The sequence below is a fragment of the Pseudoalteromonas undina genome, from assembly GCF_000238275.3.
GTDB lineage: Bacteria > Pseudomonadota > Gammaproteobacteria > Enterobacterales > Alteromonadaceae > Pseudoalteromonas > Pseudoalteromonas undina.
Genome location: NZ_AHCF03000003.1, coordinates 1,696,670 through 1,715,399 on the forward strand (window position 1 = coordinate 1,696,670; position 18,730 = coordinate 1,715,399).

The following is an 18,730-nucleotide window of genomic DNA, read 5'->3' on the forward strand; positions in this document are numbered from 1 at the left end:
ATTTTCAATTTAAGCGGTAGCGCTAAGAGGGAATTGGCATCAATAAATCAGCAAGTTAGCCCGCCGATAGATGAAATTTTAAACGCACAGCTTTAACCGCAGTGCGTTTATTATTTAAATGGTGATGCTATTTATAAGGACTAATACTTGAAAGACTAAAATCACTTTGCATGATAACTTGGCCATCAATGCCTTTAAGTTTTAATGAAATAGCAGGGTCGACTTGTTGCCAGTCTATGCTTAAATCACCATAGTTAACATTATGTGTGTAATCACCGACACGATGCTGGTTAGGGCTAACGTCTTTCCACTTTTCTGTCAGACCTGAGCTGGTCATTTCAATAAGCGGGTAATCAAGGTTATGTTGATACCTTGAAATCTCGCCCCAGTGAGTATCGCCACTAATAATAATCACACCATTTACTTGGTGTTTTTTAATTAGCGCAAATAAACGGTTTCGATCCTCAGGAAAATTTGCCCACGACTCCCAGCCGGTAAAATCTGGCAGTAACTGCAAGCTTGACGCTATTAGCTTTATTGCCGCTGGCTTTTTAAGCTCGGCTTCAAGCCATTGCCACTGTGCTTCCCCTAGCATTGATGCGCCTTTAACTTCAGTTGGACTGTACGGGCCTTGGTTATTTGCTTTACGCTTGGTGTAATACTCAATCTCGCTAACAGAATTAAGTGTGTCACGATTAAAGCGTAAATCTGGCATGATCACCTGCACGGTTTGCTCGCCTTCGCCATACATGTACGAGGTATAAATGCCGTCAGCACGGGTACGGCGTTTTGAGTTTGCCGGTTCTTGCCAAAAATCGAGCATGATTTGCCGCGATGCTTCTTTATGCGGATACTCTTTCCCCGCGTCATTTTGACCATAATCGTGATCATCCCACATAGCTATTATTGGTGTTTGTGCGCGTAGTGCTTTAAAGCCTGGCTTTGCTCCAAGGCGTTGGTATTTATTTTTAAGCACAGTCATGTCGTTAGTATCGCCGTAGATGTTATCCCCTAAAAATATAAATAAATCACTCTGCTCTTTGTTAATGGCGTTAAATATAGGAATGTCTTTATCTTGATGTCCGCAAGAGCCAAATAATATTTTAGACGGCGCAGCCATTGCTCCAATGCTAATCACAATAGTCAGTGACAGTGCAAAATGCTTAAGGGTTTTTAGTAACTGTTTCATTTTAAAATCTCGTTAATAGCCGGTGCCATATTAGGGTTAATTATGTGTGGATTTTGCCCAAGTGCTTTTAAAACGGTGGCGGCAACTTGCGCTTGTTTAAGCTCGTTTTTAGTTTTAATTAAGCCGTTATTTTTAATTGCAGGGCCAATAGCTGCCAGCCAAATATGCTCAGAGCCAACTATGCCGTTAGGAAACACATCTGCGCCTAGGTTAAGCTCTAGCAATGCTCGACGAGAGCTGTGATGCTGCCAATCACTGGCATGACTTCCACGGCCATGATCAGTAGTAACGATCAGCGTCGTATTATTTTTATAACCTGCTGTACTTTGAATGGTTTGCCACAAATCTTTTATAAATGCATCGCTTTGCTTAGCCGATTTTAAATAGGCGTCGTAATGCCCATCGTGAGCAAAGTCGTCAGTTTCTCCTAAACTAATAACCAGTAATTTAGGCTTTTTAGCCAGCATATACGCTTTAGCAAATCGATAGGTAAAACTATCAAGCCGCACATTGTGCCAAGGGCTAGGTATCTCTGTTTGTAGCGCATTAAGTAGCGCTGCGTCGGCAAATAAATCATCAGCAACGGGCATAAACCCCGCATTCACCTGCACCTTACTGCGCTGGGTATTTACAATGAAAGGAAACACATCCCAACTACCAAATAACGCGGTGCTGTTTTTAAATTCAGGCTGGGCATTTAAACGCTCTAAAATAGTTTTATTTGGGTTGAATACCTTGTCGTTACTGTTGATACTTTCATCCACTTCACCAGTAAGAATTTCGTTATACCCTGGATATGAAAAATACCACGGATTACTCACCGACATAGTTGAGCCTTTAGCCCTATCGCCAATAATAACGCCTTGTTTTGCAATGGTTTGAGTTAAAAATGGCATTAACAACTGTTGACGCTGTTGCGGACTTTCATGCCAAAATTGGCTCTTTAAATGTGCCGGTTGCTTAACAAATTCTTTATTATTAATCAGCTTGCTATCGGCACCATTAAATACTTCTTGCCAGCGAACCCCATCTAAAGTTACCAACACCACATTTTGTGGTGCTGCCAAAACCGCCTGACTGTTAAGTAAAACCAAACCGATTATTAGTATTGTTACTATTGTTTGCATACACACCTCGTTTAATAAAAAGCCCATCAATGATGGGCTTAATTACGTTTATTACGTTTTAAAACGTGGCCGTTAACGTCACGGCTGCTGTGCTTGGGGCGCCAATAAAGTAAGTGCTTCCATTACCTGTACCGCCCGCTAGGTAGCTTTCATCAGTAATGTTGTAAACCACAAAAGCAATATCAATTGCTTTGAAGGGGCCAGCATTAACTTCAGCTGCGTAGCCTGCATTTAAATCAACCACGGTATAGCTATCTACATCGCCACGCTCGCCAGTGTATTTAGCCGATAAACCAAAGCGGAAATCACCGCTGTAATAATCGGTTGAAAGCACAAATAAATCATCTACTGAATCAATTACTTTGCTTCCTGCTTCAAAGCCTGGCGCATCGCCTTTATATTCAGAGTTATTATTGGTGTATGAGCTATATACATTCCACTGTGGGCTCAACATATAACTTGCTGATAGCTCTAAACCTTTCGATTCAATACCGCCCACATTTAGGTACGAGCCGTTAGTACCTATGGTGTAATCAATACCACCCGTGTCGCTACCTGGCGCTATAAAGGTAATACGGTTATCAAATTCAATTGAGTAAGCCGTTGCCGTTAATTTAAGTGCGTTATTGTCATAACGCACCCCTAAATCAATATTTTCTGCGGTTTCTGGCTCAATAGCTGACAAGTCAGAGCTATCGCGCTCAAGCACACCATCTTTAATGGCGGCAAAGTTTTCGCTGTAGCTGGTAAATAACTCAGTGTTACTGTTTAACTGATATAAAATACCGCCACTAAATAGAAGGTCTGAATCACTGTTTACTTTAGCTGTGGTGGCGTTTTGATAATGGTCATACTTTTCTATGTCTACTAAGTACTTTTTCACCCCTAGATTAAGGGTTAAGTCGCCAAATGCCATTGAGTCTTGGGCGTACCATTTGAGCGTATCGGTCTCAAAGGTGTTTTTATATTGCGTCCAATAAGGGGTGTTATCAAAATGATGATAAATACGCGCATCTATAACTTTATGCCAATCTCGTGACTCATCACGGTCGCTTTGCTCATACCAAAAACCGGCTTCAATATCGTGCATGCCAATGCTTGCTTGATAATTAGCAGTTACCCCTAAACGGTCTTTATTATAATGTGTATGACGATAAGACATAACTGGCGTTGCATCAGCATCGTAACATGCAGGATTAAGCTCAGGGCCTGACTCCCACGGCCAGTTTAAGCTAGCCGTACAACCTGCATTGGGAGCAAGTGGGTTACCATTACTATCTGTAAAGCCATAAGAGCCTGCGTTTGTGCCACCTTCTGTGGTTGGGTTACCATTTTCATCTACAGGGGACGTTAAATAAGGAGGGATCCAATCACCTCGGCCTGAGTTTTTATGATAATAAGGGCTAATGGTTAACAATGAGGTGGGTGAAATCGCGTATTCAAACTTTAAATACCCTAGAGTGTTTTCACGCAGCGTGCCCCAACCTTCTGCAAACATTTGGTCAAAGTGCGGAACGCCTGTCCAGTTCCATGTTAGTTGATCCCAATCTGGAGTTTGTTCAAATTGTGCTAAGCTCACGCTATTATAATTCGTCTCGCTTACATCATCGTAAGATAAACGCCCTGTTATAGTTAACTCATCAAGGGTGGTGACAAATTTCGCTTCAGCATGTTGGTTATCTTTCCCACCATTGCTGCCCGAGCCAATCCAGCGGCTAGTATCGGTTTGCGAATAACTCACATACGCTTGAGTATTATCAAAAATGGTGCCAGTTTCGTGTTTAACGTAATAGCGACTTGCGTCATGGCTGCCTGAGGTATATGCAAAAGTGGTGCTTTTTTCAAAGCTAGGCGCTTTACTTACAAAGTTAAAAGTACCACCTAGCGCCTCTAACGAGGCTGATTTAATATCTGAAGTGCCCTGACCTACTTCCACGGTGACAAGATTTTCGCTATCTAGGTAACGATTCGCTTTAGCACCACCGCCATAATTTGAACCGCCATTAGGAATACCGTCTACCGTCATACCTAATTGCTGCTGGTTTGAGTCAATACTAAAACCACGCATGGTAATAGTGGTTGACCAATCGTCGCCACCAAATGCGTCGCCTTCGTTTATGCTAATGCCAGGTAAGTTATCTATTACTGATAACACACTCGATACCGAGCTTTGTTGCTCAAGCATGGTAGGTTCAATAACGTTGTTTGCATAACTGGTTGGTTTTGCAGTAACGGTTACTTCTTCTATCACGTTATCGTTAGCATAAGCTGAAGTTGATACCGCCATGGCCACAGCCATGCTCAAAATCGATTTATTTTTTAAAGCGTACATTGTTGTCCCGTTTGATTCTAATTATAAAAGGTAATTATGAAAGCGGGCACAGTCTATTTTTTAAATATGACAACGAGGGGGAACTTTATTGACAGCAAGATTAAACAATTATGAGTATATTATGGCAAATAAATGTATAAAAAAAGACACTCACAGTTGTCCATGAGTGTTCTATGGTTTTTACTAAATTAGCTGCTATTTCAATTCAGCTAGCATTTCATCACTGTAAGGTATGACTTCTTCGCCGTTTTTAATTTTGCTAATGTAATCTGGGTTAGCTATAAGCGGGCGACCAATAGCAATTAAATCAAATTTATTGTCGTTAATCGCTTCTTTCGCAGTTTCAAAACTATAACTACCTACACCCACTAAGGTACTTGCATAACCAGCTCGTAAAAATTCAGAGGTTGATTTACCTTCTAGTGAATCAAAACGCATGCTGTCGTCAAAAATACCGCCGTGTAAATAAGCTAACTTGCGGTTTTCAAGTTCTGGTAATAAGTAGTCAAATACTGCTTTATCGCGATTGTCTTCGCTCATATTAAAATAAGCACCTGGCGTTAAACGCATAGCGGTACGCTCATTGCCTACAACATCAATAACTGCATCGGTTACTTCCAATGCAAAACGAGACATGTTTTCTGGTGTTTGCCCGTACTCGTCATCACGTTCATTTGCCGCATAATGTAAAAATTGGTCAATTAAATAACCATTAGCACCGTGAATTTCTACGCCGTCAAAACCCGCTTCCATCGCATTTTCTGCGGCCTTAGCGTAGTCAGCCACTAAGCCTTTAATGTCGTCTGTAGTTACAGGCTTTGGCGTAACATAAGTGAGCTCGCGCATACGCGGTACTGAACCATCAACCCCTATTGCCGATGGCGCCAAAACATCACCACCAAAAAAGTGAGGGTGTGCTACACGGCCAACATGCCATAGTTGTGCAAACATTTTTCCGCCATTAGCATGTACTGCGTCAGTGACTTTTTTCCAACCTTGAATTTGTTCACTAGTGAAAAGCCCAGGTGTATTTGGATAACCTTGAGCATCAGCACGGATAATAATGGCTTCACTAATAATTAAGCCTACATCAGCACGGCGAGCGTAGTAATCAACCATGGCTTGTGTTGGCACTAAATTGTCATCTGCCATACAGCGGGTCAATGGTGCCATAAGTACGCGGTTTTGCAGTTCAATGCTGTTATTTAATTTAAAAGGTGAAAGTAAGTCAATCGACATAATATTTATCCTTTGTTGAATGTACATTCAAGATAAGGTCACTTGAATGAATATTCAAGTATAATTTTGAAACTTTGTTTAAGATTGCGTAAACTCCACCTAGGCCTAAGAAAAATAAATTTATTCATTACTACTCTCTCCACTAAAAGAGTCATTATGAGAACTGCAGAATTTGATAAAGAGTTTGTACTGCGCCAAGCTATGGCCATGTTTATGCTTCATGGCTATGCAAAAACCAGTATGCAAAAACTGACTCAAGCCACCCATTTACATCCGGGTTCTTTGTATGGGGCATTTGGTAATAAAAAAGGCATTTTTTTAGCCGCTACGGAGCAATACCAAACCGATCGCAATACACAATTTACAGCGCTGTTTGAGCACAGTAATTGTATTTTAGATACGCTGAAACAATACCTTAATATCATTGTGCAAGAATGTATTGACGGCGAAGCAACTAAAGTGTGCTTGCTTACAAAAAGCATTAGCGAGGTAGAGGGTAACGATCCACAAATTTGCCACGTATTACGTACTAATTTAACGGCGTACGAGCATGCCTTTGCGCAGCAATTACAAAAAGCGATAGATAACAAAGAAATTACCAATGGACGAAGTGCCATAGAGCTAGCACGATTTTGTGTTATGGGTATTTATGGATTGCGCACTTATGCATTAACAAATCAAGACCCTGACGCACTAAACCAACTAGCCGACGAGCTGCTTGCAGCCATTAGCTAAACTTAATTTTAAAGCGCAGTATGTCGCTGCCTTTTGTATTCCCCCCCACAGTGAGAGAGAGCCAAAAATGACCACTGACAATTTATCAAAGCAAGACGACGTAATTTTAGGCCTTGGCGCAAAAAAACGACTCGCATACATGTACGAAACTGTGCAACAGTTTAAGCAAGTGTGGATTTTAAACGATGACGACGGCTGCGTAATGCTCACTAACGAAGACGACGATTGCGTACCCGTATGGCCAACCCGTGATTTTGCACAAGCATGGGCAACCGGTGAATGGGAAGGATGTACACCTAAAGCAATTCCAACAGCAGATTGGTTTAGCCGCTGGACGCCAGGCCTTGAAGAAGACGACTTACTAGTTGCCGTGTTCCCTACCGAAGAAGACGACGGCACAATTTTATTTCCTGATGAATTTCAAGCGCAGCTCAATGCTAAACCCAAAAAATATTAAACTGCCCATAAAGCCATTTTGACAAATGGCTTTTAAATTACCTTCTTGTTATTAGCAACCGTTCACGCACAAACCATCACTAGAAGCAGTCATACAATAGCCAAACTAAATAAATTATTAACCCTTTAATTAATCATTAACTATATTTTTATAATAACAGCTCACCGTTTAGTGATTAAAGTTAGTAACTACAAAGCAAAAATACGCTAAAGCGGTCATAACTATAATTATTCTGTTAAAAATGCAGTACAATTTTTACCGGTCACTAACTTAGGTATTACATGCGGTACACTTTCAATTTTATATGTTGTTTACTATTTCAAACCATTAGTTTTAATGCTTTTGCTGTAGCATTAAATCAAAATGACAGCTTACAACTAAAGTCTGCTATGTGGCATCAAGTAGATTTAGCTAAACCAACCCAAGGTGAACAACTCGTTAATGCTTATAACAATATAAGTACTCCCGTCACTTCACTGTATAGTGCCCATGGCAGTGCAATAGCAAAAATTAGTTTAACCACAACGAGTGCAGGACGCTGGTATATAATCCCCCAAATTAATTATTTAGATAGTGGCGTTGCTTTTTATCAAGATACTAGTGGGATCAGAAAAGTCGCTGATTTTTCACAAGATAGTGCCAGCCCATCAGCCATTGTAATGCACAGCCAAGCTTTTGAGTTACAGCTAGAAGCTAATTCACACGGTGTTTTATGGCTTTATATTAATGCTAAGCACTTTGCCAAACCTGTTAGTATTAACGTTATTCCTCAATCTGAGTTTGTTAAACTTCAGTTTTATATCAATTCATTAAGCTTAGTGTCTATTACGATAATGCTGACCTTGGCCTGCATGGCCTTAATAATGTTCTTTAAAACACAACATCGCGTGGCGTTATTTTGTGCAGGTTACATAGGGTTACACGGCATTGGCTGGGCATTCGCGGCGGGGATAGTTGCGTTACTTTTTAATTACCACGCAATTAACACCCATTACTTTGGCATGTATATTTTTGCCTTCGCTATTGCTTGTGCCAGCTCATTTGCATATTACTTATTTAACTTTGACCAACATACCCGCACTGGTATTAGCCGATTTTTAAAATACTTCTCCATAACCGCACTTGCCTGTGGTTTTTTAAACCTCTTTTTACCCTTTCATTGGGTGTTTTATTTAGCTCATTTCCTTGCTGCCATTTGGGTGTATTTAAGCTTAAAACTGGGCTTTACAATGCTGGGGATGAAAGACTTTAGAGCGAAATATTTTTTAACTGGCAACCTTGTTTATAGCTTGTCCTTAGTTATTTTTATTTTATCGCACCTAAATTTAATAGAAATAAGTTCACCTGAATTATGGGTACTTATTGCTCTGGCCATTGATTGTATCTGTATTTTACTTTCTTTATCTGAATGGCTAAAAATAAAGCAAAATAATTTTATAAAAGCGCTAGAGCTATCACGCATAGACCCACTCACCAAAGTAGGAAACCGGCTGCAATTACAAGAAACACTTGATAACTTAGATAATTTTTATCTCATTGTGTTTATAGATTGCGACAATATTAAAAGCGTTAACGATCACCTAGGTCATGCTCACGGTGACAAGCTACTCATTGAGGTTACGCGGTTAATACAAAATGCGTTAGCCGACAAAGGCGAGGTATGCAGAACCGGCGGTGATGAGTTTATTTGTGTGTGTAACGTCAAATCAGCACAACAGCTCGCCCAACTCATCCTGAGCATAAACGAGTCATTAAACTATATTCATCAACAAGTTCAAAAACATTGGCCGTTATCAGGCGTGAGCTATGGCTTAGCAAGTAGTGAGGAATGTAATGACTACAAAGCCTGCTTAACTTTAGCCGACCAACGAATGTATACATTAAAACATCAGCGTAAAAACAAACGCCAAGTACAAAGCCAACACGCTTAACTTTATTACAGGCACAAAAAAGGACGTCCTGAGACGTCCTAATATAGAATAATGGTGGAGAGAGAGGGATTCGAACCCTCGTTAGGGATTAACCTAAACACACTTTCCAGGCGTGCGCCTTCAGCCACTCAGCCATCTCTCCACAATGTTGCTTTGCAACAGCGCGCTATAGTATGAAATACACTTGCTTGGTGCAAGGCCTTTTTAACATCATGCTTTTAACTGCTCAATAATCAAACTAACTACTCATAAGCAAATAAAAAGGCGATACCTGAGTATCGCCTTTATCTAATGCATTATATTGCTATTTATTATTTTGCCATATTGGCTGTAAAGTCTAGCATGCGATTTAATGATTTAAGTGCGCCTTCACGCAAATCCATATCAACAAACACTTCTTTACCGCTGGCATCAATCAGTGCTTCCTCAATCGCTTGTAAGCCGTTCATTGCCATCCAAGGGCAGTGAGCGCAAGTTTTACATGTAGCGCCGCTACCAGCCGTTGGCGCTTCAAAAAACTCTTTATCTGGGCATAGTTGCTGCATTTTATAAAAGATACCGCGATCGGTCGCCACAATAAACTTTTTATTAGGCATAGTTTGCGCTGCTTTAATAAGCTGGCTAGTAGAGCCAACAGCATCAGCGAGTTCAACAATTTCAGCCGGTGATTCGGGATGCACCAATACGCCTGCATCTGGATGCAAGACTTTAAAGTCTTTTAGCGCTTTGGTTTTGAACTCATCATGTACAATACATGCGCCGTTCCACATGATCATATCGGCGCCAGTATTCTTTTGAATATAACTGCCTAAATGCTTATCTGGGCCCCAAATGATTTTTTCGCCTTGCTCATCTAAGTGCTCTACTATTTCAAGTGCACACGATGAGGTAACTATCCAATCAGCACGCGCTTTAACCGCGGTAGAAGTGTTAGCATACACTACCACTTTACGGTCTGGGTGTTGATCACAAAACGCTGAAAACTCATCCACTGGGCAACCAATATCTAATGAACAAGTCGCTTCAAGTGTTGGCATAACCACGGTTTTGTTAGGGGTTAAAATTTTAGCAGTCTCACCCATAAAACGTACACCCGCGACGATGATCATATCGGCTTCATGGCGAGCGCCAAAACGCGCCATTTCGAGTGAATCGGCTACACAGCCGCCCGTTTCTTCAGCAAGTGCTTGAATTTCAGGATCAGTGTAATAATGAGCAACAAGTACCGCGTTTTTCTCTTGCAGTAATTGTTTTATACGCGCTTTATATTCGCCTTTTTCGTCTTGTGTTAACGGTGCCGGCTTAGGAGGGAAAATATAACCTTCAGGCATAATAGTTTGAGCTAAACTCATGTTCTCGACCACTTTATTTACAGTGCAATTAATAGCGCAAATTATACGAGAAACGAACGCTAAATAATAGCAATCTAGTCAGGCAGTTTATAAATAAAAATAAGGGAGATACTAAGAAATATATTATACGGAGAAAGTGTACCAGAAGTGGTGGGTCATGATGGACTTGAACCATCGACCAATGGATTAAAAGTCCACTGCTCTACCAACTGAGCTAATGACCCGCTCACTGTGCTTGTTAACACTTTACGTAAATCCGCCGATTAAAGACCAAACTTTATTAACAATAAAGAATGGTGGGTCATGATGGACTTGAACCATCGACCAATGGATTAAAAGTCCACTGCTCTACCAACTGAGCTAATGACCCGCTCTTTTTGTCGCATTTCGAGTGGGGTTACCATTCGTTTGCTGCGGGCGCTTATAATACTTATTTATAAAATGAGTGCAACCGAAATTGTCTCTTTTTTTAAGTTTTTATGTCTAGTTGAGCAAATTTAGACCGCTTATGACAAAAAGCAGTCTAATCAAGCATCAACATTTATTTTGATAAGCGATCTGTGGCTAGTTTAGCAGCAGTTGTACTTGGGTACTGATTGATTAGCTCATTCAGTATTTTTTGCGCTTCAGCCTTTAACCCTTGCTCTTGTAAAAGTGTACCAAGCTTTAACATTGCATCTGGGCGCTTATTTGAATTTGGAAATTCGTTAACAACTACTTTGAAATGCTCGGCTGCTTTTACACCGTCATTTTTAATCGTTAATAATTGCCCAAGCCAATAATGTGCGTTTGAGGTGTACACTGAATTTGGATACGTTGTTAAGAACGCTTGAAACTCTGGAATGGCTTGATCATAGCGCTTATCTTTCATTATAAGCGCAACAGCACGCTCGTACGCTTCGTTTTCAGATAAATCACTGCTGTAGCTCTGATCGCTACCTGGTTGCGTGTAGTCTGTTGTAGGCGCTGGAGTAGCTGGTTTAGCATATGCTTGGCTAACACGGTTTTCTATTTCTTGATAAAGCTCGCGCTGGCGCTGCAATACCTTTTCAAGTTTATAGCTTTGCTCTTCGGTAACACCGCGAATTTGACTCACTTCATCTTGCAGTAAGTTAAGCTGTTGCTGTAACTCTACTTGTAAGAAATTACGCTGTTGCATCATGCTTTCAAGGGTTGCTAAACGCTTTTCAATGCTCGACTGTGAACTTGCAGCTTCTGAAACAGGAGCGGGAGCAGCCATTAACTGGGTGCTCCCGCTCAATATCATGGCTGCCAAAATAATTTTCGGCTTCATAATATCTCTTATCTTAGTAAACTAGTACCGCACGGCGGTTTTTAGCGAAAGCTTCTTCAGTGCGAGATTTAACCATTGGTTTCTCTTCACCGTAGCTAACTACTGACATTTGGCTTGCAGAAACACCTAAGCTTTGTAGGTATTTTTCAACTGCTTGTCCACGGTGCTCACCAAGTGCAATGTTGTACTCTGGTGTACCGCGCTCATCTGCGTGGCCTTCGATTAATACTTTAACAGAAGGGTTTTTAACTAAAAACTCAGCGTGTGCACGAAGTAGCTCGCCGTATTGACCTTGAATCGTTGCAGTGTCAAAGCCAAAGTAAATGATTTGCTCTTGACGAAGCGCTTCGTACTTTTGACGAAGTTGCTCTTCTGCTTTTTGCTCTGGCGTCATTGTTGCTACTTCAACTGTATCAGTTGTTGTTTGCTCAACAGTTGCTTGGTTAGACTGGTTAGCTGCATTTTCATCGATATCTGAAGATGAGCTACAAGCTGCTAGCGTCATTACTGGCACAGCAATTAGCAGGCCTTTAAGTATTTTGTTAAGTTGCATTGAGTAGATTCCTATTTTGAGTAAACCAGCAATTATTACTGTAAATATGGCGACCAAGCCGGTGCCTTCACTTGTCCATCAAGCACAGGTAAGCGTGCTTTAAAACGGCCGTCCATCGATACTAGCGCAAGTACCTGTTTATTATTATGGAGCGTGCTGTATATAATCATCGAGCCATTTGGCGCTATGCTCGGCGATTCATCAAGGCGAGTTCGAGTTAAAACTTGGAACGCACCTGTAGCCAACTCTTTCTTAGCAAGATGATACTGTCCGTTAGTACGGTTTACCATCACTAATTCTTTTCCGTCTGGCGAAATAGAACCCGCTAGGTTCATGTCACCATCAAAGGTTAATCTTTGAGATCTGCCAGTTTTTAAATTTAACTTATAAATCTGAGCATTACCACCCCTTTCCGACGTAAATACTATATCTTGACCATTTGGGTACCACGAAGGTTCGGTATCTATACTACGATGGCGTGTTAATCGTGTCTCTTTACGTGTTAGTAAGTCTAATAAGTAAACCTCAGTTGCACCAGTTTTATCTTTTGACAGCACTAACAGTAGCTTTTTACCGTCTGGCGAGAACTGCGGCGCACCGTTAATTCCTTTATAGCTGGTGATCAATTCACGTTTACCGGTATAAATGTCTTGAATAAAAATTTGGCTCTGGCGATTTTCGAACGTTACATACGCTAATTTAGTCCCATCGGGCGACCATACTGGCGACATTAACGGCTCTTTTGAGCGTAATAGTACTTGTTCATTGAAGCCATCGTAGTCGGCAACCACTAACTGATACGGCTTTTCATCAGTATCACGTACAATAACATAGGCTATTTTTGTTAAAAACGCGCCTTTTTCACCAGTTAGTTTTTCATAAATCACATCACTAATACGATGCGAGTAGCGACGAAAACCGGTTTCACCAATCACGCTTTGACGCGCTTCTAAAATATGGTCTTGGCTTTGAACCAGCTTACCGTTGCTCATCATTTGTGTTTCACCGCCAGTGATTTGGCCGCGAATAACATCAACCAACTCATAACGCACTAAATAGCGTCCATTGGTTTGCTGCTCTACTTCACCAACCAATACAGCCTCGACACCTTTATTAACCCAGGCACCATAATCAATATCAGCATCTTTATGAGGTTGTTGCGGCATTTGCGACACACTCACAGGCTTAAACTTACCGCTGCGCATTAAATCGGCAGCAATTACATCACTTAGCTGCTGTGGAATAGGACCAATACCTTGGTATTTAAATGGCACAATCGCAATCGGTCTTGCGCCGTCAATACCTTCAGTAATAACAATTTCAAGTGCCGCATGTGCAACACCCTGAAACCCTAATATTAAAACTAAACAGGCTATTTTAATTTTGTTAAACATGTCATCCCTTAAAACTCTGGCGCGATGGTTATATTAATATTCTTTAGTTGCTCGAATACGTCTTTATCTTTAGATACCGGTAATGTGTCGGCCATGCGAACAGCTCTTAATGCAGCCTCACACACTAACTTATCACCGCCTAACGATTTAACTTGTGTTACCAGCCCATTAAACCCAAGACGGATATTTATGCGGCATTGCTGGTTTTTCATTTTTTCATCAATTAATAAGTTTTGTTGAATACGCGCCATAATTAATGCGCGGAATTTATCAACTTCACTCACTACTTGCTGTTGACGTATTTTATTACGTGCCGCCTGCTCTTTGGCAAGCTGCTCTTGCAGCATTTGCTCTTGAAGTGCTTGTTGGCGTTTACGCTCAGCTTCTTCAGCGCGCTTTTTACGCTCTTGTTCGGCTTTTTTAAGTGCCGCTTCTTCCGCTTTACGTTTGTCTGCAGCCGCTTTTGCTGCGTTTTCAGCCTCTTGCTTTTGCTTTTCGGCTTGCTTCGCTTTTGCTCGCTCGCGCTGTTCTATTTCACGGGCTTTTTTAGCTTGTGCTTGCGCTTGTGCGGTTTCTTTCTCTTTTGCTCTGCGTTGCTGTTCAAGCTTTTTAATGCGTCTTGCTTCAGCTTCACGCTGTTTGCGTGCATCGGTTGCTCTGCGTTCTAAATCGCGAATACGTTTATCTTCAGCACGCTTTTTATCATCTTCTTTCTTTTTAAGCTCAGCTATTTTTTGCTCAACTTGCTTTTGATCAATCGTAACCGCCGAAACCGCTTTCTCTGGCTCAGGAATAGCCGCATTGAGCGTTACTTCCATTACTTTAGGTTTAGGAGGATGAATGTTTGCTGACGCATACAAAAACCCACCTAACGCTAAATGCAGTAATACTGATTTAATTAGTGAACTACTCATACAGCTACTTGGTCCCCTCAAAGGATTCGGTCATTAACCCTACCGACGGTACACCTGCATTTTTTAAAAAGTCCATTAACAGTAACACTTCCTGATACGACACTTTACCCGAGCCTTTGATCATTACAGGCACATCTGGGTTTTTCATTAGTTGCAGCTTAATTACTGCAGCTACATCTAATGCTTCCATTGGTTCCTCAGGATCGGTACCTACACTCACATAATACTTACCATCGGCATCAATAGAAGCAATTATGGGTGGCGTATCTTTCGTATCAACTAAGTCCGACTCTTCCATTTTTGGTAGGTCTACTTTTACACCATGAGTAATTAACGGCGCGGTGGCCATAAATATAATAAGCAGCACCAACATTACATCAATGTATGGTACTACATTAATTTCTGCGACTGGGCGACGCTTTTTACGATGATACATTCGCTTGAGCCTCTATTTGGGTAGCTGCTTGACGGTGTAAGATATTGGCAAATTCTTCCATAAAGTTAATGTAGTGAGATTCTAACTTTTCAACTTTATTAGCAAATCGGTTATAAGCAATAACAGCAGGAATTGCAGCAAATAAACCCATTGCTGTAGCAATTAACGCTTCTGCTATACCAGGAGCAACCATTTGTAAGGTTGCTTGTTTTACTTCACCTAGAGCAATAAAGGCATTCATAATACCCCAAACAGTACCAAATAAGCCGATGTAAGGGCTAATTGAACCAACTGTTGCTAAAAACGATAAGCTTGATTCTAGTTTTTCAATTTCGCGAGAAAGCGCAACCCGCATTGAACGGTGTGTGCCTTCCATTACAATGCCCGCACTTTGAAAGGTATTTTTTTTATGACGTGCAAACTCTTTAAAGCCTGAGGTAAATAAAGCCTCAATACCAGCAGACTGGCCACCGCGAGAAGAAATTTCGTTATATAGTTTACTTAGGTCAACACCAGACCAAAAACGTTGCTCAAATTTTTTGGCATTTGCTAAGGCGTCAGAGATGGCTTTTTTACGTTGAAAAATAATAGCCCATGACATAACCGACATAGCAACCAACGCTAGCATTACTAATTGCACAAGCAAACTGGCTTCTAGAATTAGATCTAAAAAATTAAGCCCTGATCCCACGTTAAACTCCTAAATAATTAAAAACATCAAATTGATTTATTTGAGTAAGGTAACTTAGCAATACATTAGCCACCATTAAAGTTTTGCTAGTGTATCTAGTGTATTTACTGCTGACAACGATATTGCTGTGAATAGACAACAAAAAACGTTAAAAAAACAGCTTTACTCAATATTTACTACTTAACTCTTGTTCTACTGTATAAATAAATAACAACAAAGCTTTATGGAAGCACGCTTAGTTTCACTAAAGAGTGACAAAAATGCGCTGTTTATTCAAAATTAATGCATAAGCACTCATAACCAGCACATGCTTACCTTAACGTAATAGTAAAACTAATACCGAACGTTAATATGTTAATATACATAAACAAAGCATTTCATTAACTTATAGAATTAATGATTAATTAACATGCAACAATAAGCAAAAACAAAAAACCGCTGCTATTAGTTTTTTTAATCTGAAAATATAAATTTTCTAGTTTGAACAAATTGTGTCGCTTCGGTATTATTCTCCCATACCGAGCTAGCGCATTAAATGAAAGCTATTTCATTGAATCCAGTTCCTCGTAATATGATTTATTTCGTATTACTTTTTTACTTCTTGGGGTATGACCTCAATAAGTAAAACGTAGTTCCCTAGATTACTTCCTTAAACTTGTTGTTTGCCCGCATTTTTTGCGGGCTTTTTTTTGCCTACAATTTATCAAACCATCTCAACTCGGGCTAAATAAGCAGTCGAACAATAGCCTGATATGTCTTAACGCTCAGTGAATTATTGGCAAAGTAAAATACGTAATGTTTGCGCATAAAAAAAGCCACTGTCGTTAAAAAGGCAATGGCTTTAGTATTTACCCTAAACTCTGGATAATAAATCTATCTCAAGCTGCTAATTAGTTTTGCTTGGGAAGTAAACCAAAATGATGATACGCATTATCCGACACTATTCGTCCGCGAGGCGTGCGCTGAATAAAACCTTGTTGAATTAAAAACGGTTCAATCACATCTTCTATGGTTTCTTTTTCTTCGCCTATGGCAGCCGCTAGGTTGTCAAGGCCAACCGGGCCACCCATAAATTTTTCAATAATGGCGAGTAAATATTTGCGGTCCATGTAATCAAAGCCGCTTTTATCAACATCAATCATATCGAGGGCTTGCTGAGCTACCTCGGCATTAACTGTACCATCTGATTTAACTTGGGTGTAATCGCGCACACGGCGCAATAAACGGTTTGCAATACGTGGTGTGCCACGAGAGCGCTTGGCAATTTCTGCCGCGCCATCGTCACACATTTCTAAATCAAGGTAATGCGCTGAGCGCCCCACTATATGCGACAAATCCTCAACAGAATAAAACTCTAAACGCTGTACAATACCAAAGCGGTCACGCAGTGGTGAGGTTAATGAGCCCGCACGCGTGGTTGCGCCAATTAAGGTAAATGCAGGTAAATCAAGCTTAATAGAGCGTGCTGCAGGCCCCTCACCTATCATTATATCGAGCTGGTAATCTTCCATTGCAGGGTAAAGTATTTCTTCTACTTGTGGGCTTAAGCGGTGAATTTCATCAATAAACAGTACATCACCTTCTTCAAGATTAGTAAGCAATGCAGCTAAATCGCCGGCTTTTTCAAGCACAGGGCCAGAGGTGGTTTTAATGTTTACATTTAATTCGTTGGCTACAATATTAGCAAGCGTGGTTTTACCTAAGCCTGGCGGGCCAAATATTAATAAATGATCCAACGCTTCACTGCGGCTACGCGCAGCTTCAATAAATATTTCCATTTGTTGCTTAACATGCGGCTGACCACGATAATCGGCCAGTAACTTAGGCCTAATAGCACGATCTATGGTGTCTTCATTGGTTTTTTCAGCAGCATCTATTAAGCGATCAGCTTCGATCATAATTTACTCACAGCATTGATTTCAAAGATTCTTTAATTAGAACCTCAGTCGACATATCGGGTTTGCTTACTGATTTTACTGCTTTTTGCGCTTGTGGCAATTTATAACCGAGCGCCACTAACGCCGAAACCGCATCATCGGCCGCATTATTAGCTATAGTTGCATTGCTCGCAGGCTCTATTACGGCGCTGTCGCTAAATGGGGTAAATAAGTCGTTGCCCCAATTTTTTAATCGGTCTTTCATTTCGAGCACTAATCGCTCGGCGGTTTTTTTACCTACCCCTGGCAGTTTAACCAAGGCCGTAGCGTCTTCATTATTTACGCAACTTACAAACTGCTGCGCCGACATACCCGACAAAATAGCTAAACCCAATTTAGGCCCTACACCATTGGCTTTTAACAGCTCTCGAAATAAGGCACGTTCGGTTTTATTATTAAAGCCAAACAATAACTGTGCGTCTTCGCGCACTACAAAGTGAGTGTATACAATGGCGTTGTCGCCCACTTTGGGTAAATCGTAAAAACAAGTCATTGGCATTTGTACTTCGTAGCCAACGCCACTCACTTCTAATAATATTTCTGGGGGCTGTTTTTCAACTAACACGCCGTTTAAGCGACCTATCATTGTTATTTCCTTAGACGTCCTCTAACGGTTTTGCTTGCGCTACCCGCTAGTTTTATTAAGTTTTGTTCAGAGTGAGCATGGCAAATCGCAATCGCGAGTGCATCTGCTGCATCGGCTTGTGGCGTACCTGGCAGTTTAAGTATATTTTTAACCATATGTTGTACTTGCGATTTATCTGCTCCACCGTTACCCACCACGGCTTGCTTTATTTGTCGTGCTGAATATTCAAACACTGGTAAGTCGGCCATAGAGGCCCCCACAATGGCAGCACCACGAGCTTGACCAAGTTTTAAAGCAGAATCGGGGTTATGTGCCATAAATACTTTTTCTATGGCAAAGGTTTCAGGCGAAAACTGCTCTATAAGCTGCGTAATACCTTGGTAGATCATTTTAAGTCGGGTGGGAAAGTCATGATCGGCTAATTTAATACAGCCACTGCCTAAGTATGTAAACTTAGCACCTTGGTGCGCAACCACACCGTAACCCGTTAAACGCGAGCCCGGATCGATCCCTAAAATAATGGCCAAACAGCACTCTCATTATTGTTATTTATTAATAATGCT

17 protein-coding genes and 3 tRNA genes are annotated in these 18,730 nt (G+C 40.9%); 3 read left to right on the forward strand and 17 right to left on the reverse strand.

Going from position 1 to position 18,730, the window contains the following annotated elements; translation table 11 throughout:
- Nucleotides 1-127: 127 nt before the first annotated feature.
- From PUND_RS11425 to PUND_RS11440, 4 genes are all read right to left on the reverse strand, one after another.
- A complete protein-coding gene (locus tag PUND_RS11425; RefSeq protein WP_010389576.1) occupies nt 128-1,189 on the reverse strand; it encodes an alkaline phosphatase D family protein in 1,062 nt (353 codons plus the stop codon).
- On the reverse strand, nt 1,186-2,316 hold the full coding sequence (locus tag PUND_RS11430; RefSeq protein WP_174375341.1) for an alkaline phosphatase family protein: 1,131 nt from the start codon (nt 2,314-2,316) through the stop codon (nt 1,186-1,188). The genes PUND_RS11425 and PUND_RS11430 overlap by 4 nt, the downstream gene beginning before the upstream one ends.
- Nucleotides 2,317-2,374: 58 nt before the next feature.
- Complete coding sequence (locus tag PUND_RS11435; RefSeq protein WP_010389574.1) at nt 2,375-4,648, reverse strand: TonB-dependent receptor domain-containing protein; 2,274 nt, start codon at nt 4,646-4,648, stop codon at nt 2,375-2,377.
- Between the two features lie 195 nt (nt 4,649-4,843).
- Nucleotides 4,844-5,887, reverse strand: a complete 1,044-nt coding sequence (locus PUND_RS11440) for an alkene reductase (RefSeq protein ID WP_010389572.1) — start codon at nt 5,885-5,887, stop codon at nt 4,844-4,846.
- 156 nt (nt 5,888-6,043) lie between these two features.
- Here PUND_RS11440 and PUND_RS11445 point away from each other — a divergent pair, with 156 nt between their 5' ends.
- From PUND_RS11445 to PUND_RS11455, 3 genes are all read left to right on the forward strand, one after another.
- Nucleotides 6,044-6,622, forward strand: coding sequence for a TetR/AcrR family transcriptional regulator (locus tag PUND_RS11445; RefSeq protein WP_008109773.1), 579 nt, complete (start codon nt 6,044-6,046; stop codon nt 6,620-6,622).
- A 67-nt stretch (nt 6,623-6,689) separates the two neighbouring features.
- Complete coding sequence (locus tag PUND_RS11450; protein ID WP_010389569.1) at nt 6,690-7,079, forward strand: DUF2750 domain-containing protein; 390 nt, start codon at nt 6,690-6,692, stop codon at nt 7,077-7,079.
- Between the two features lie 281 nt (nt 7,080-7,360).
- Nucleotides 7,361-9,010, forward strand: coding sequence for a sensor domain-containing diguanylate cyclase (locus tag PUND_RS11455; protein WP_010389568.1), 1,650 nt, complete (start codon nt 7,361-7,363; stop codon nt 9,008-9,010).
- Nucleotides 9,011-9,062: 52 nt separating this feature from the next.
- Here the strand turns inward: PUND_RS11455 and PUND_RS11460 are convergent.
- The 13 genes from PUND_RS11460 to ruvC form a co-directional block, all read right to left on the reverse strand.
- A tRNA-Ser gene (locus PUND_RS11460) sits at nt 9,063-9,152 on the reverse strand.
- Nucleotides 9,153-9,321: 169 nt separating this feature from the next.
- Nucleotides 9,322-10,362: a quinolinate synthase NadA gene (nadA, locus tag PUND_RS11465; protein ID WP_008466811.1), complete on the reverse strand. Its 1,041-nt coding sequence runs from the start codon at nt 10,360-10,362 to the stop codon at nt 9,322-9,324.
- 148 nt (nt 10,363-10,510) lie between these two features.
- Nucleotides 10,511-10,586 (reverse strand) — tRNA-Lys (locus PUND_RS11470).
- 70 nt (nt 10,587-10,656) lie between these two features.
- Nucleotides 10,657-10,732 (reverse strand) — tRNA-Lys (locus PUND_RS11475).
- A 171-nt stretch (nt 10,733-10,903) separates the two neighbouring features.
- Nucleotides 10,904-11,656, reverse strand: coding sequence for a tol-pal system protein YbgF (gene ybgF, locus PUND_RS11480; protein ID WP_010392784.1), 753 nt, complete (start codon nt 11,654-11,656; stop codon nt 10,904-10,906).
- Nucleotides 11,657-11,669: 13 nt separating this feature from the next.
- Nucleotides 11,670-12,209, reverse strand: coding sequence for a peptidoglycan-associated lipoprotein Pal (gene pal, locus PUND_RS11485; RefSeq protein WP_010392787.1), 540 nt, complete (start codon nt 12,207-12,209; stop codon nt 11,670-11,672).
- A gap of 35 nt (nt 12,210-12,244) precedes the next feature.
- Nucleotides 12,245-13,603 (reverse strand): Tol-Pal system beta propeller repeat protein TolB, encoded by a 1,359-nt coding sequence (tolB, locus tag PUND_RS11490; RefSeq protein WP_010392790.1) that lies wholly within the window; start codon nt 13,601-13,603, stop codon nt 12,245-12,247.
- 8 nt (nt 13,604-13,611) lie between these two features.
- Entirely contained in the window at nt 13,612-14,517 is a 906-nt protein-coding gene (gene tolA, locus PUND_RS11495; protein ID WP_010392793.1) for a cell envelope integrity protein TolA, read from the reverse strand.
- A gap of 4 nt (nt 14,518-14,521) precedes the next feature.
- A complete protein-coding gene (gene tolR / locus PUND_RS11500; protein WP_010392795.1) occupies nt 14,522-14,953 on the reverse strand; it encodes a protein TolR in 432 nt (143 codons plus the stop codon).
- On the reverse strand, nt 14,940-15,644 hold the full coding sequence (gene tolQ / locus PUND_RS11505; protein WP_010392797.1) for a protein TolQ: 705 nt from the start codon (nt 15,642-15,644) through the stop codon (nt 14,940-14,942). Before tolQ ends, tolR begins: the two co-directional genes overlap by 14 nt.
- An 890-nt stretch (nt 15,645-16,534) precedes the next feature.
- The gene (gene ruvB / locus PUND_RS11510; protein WP_010392799.1) at nt 16,535-17,542 is read right to left on the reverse strand and encodes a Holliday junction branch migration DNA helicase RuvB; all 1,008 of its coding nucleotides are present in this window, start codon (nt 17,540-17,542) and stop codon (nt 16,535-16,537) included.
- 7 nt (nt 17,543-17,549) lie between these two features.
- Nucleotides 17,550-18,167: a Holliday junction branch migration protein RuvA gene (ruvA, locus tag PUND_RS11515; protein WP_010392800.1), complete on the reverse strand. Its 618-nt coding sequence runs from the start codon at nt 18,165-18,167 to the stop codon at nt 17,550-17,552.
- A gap of 2 nt (nt 18,168-18,169) precedes the next feature.
- Nucleotides 18,170-18,694: a crossover junction endodeoxyribonuclease RuvC gene (gene ruvC / locus PUND_RS11520; protein WP_008114131.1), complete on the reverse strand. Its 525-nt coding sequence runs from the start codon at nt 18,692-18,694 to the stop codon at nt 18,170-18,172.
- Nucleotides 18,695-18,730: the final 36 nt, after the last annotated feature.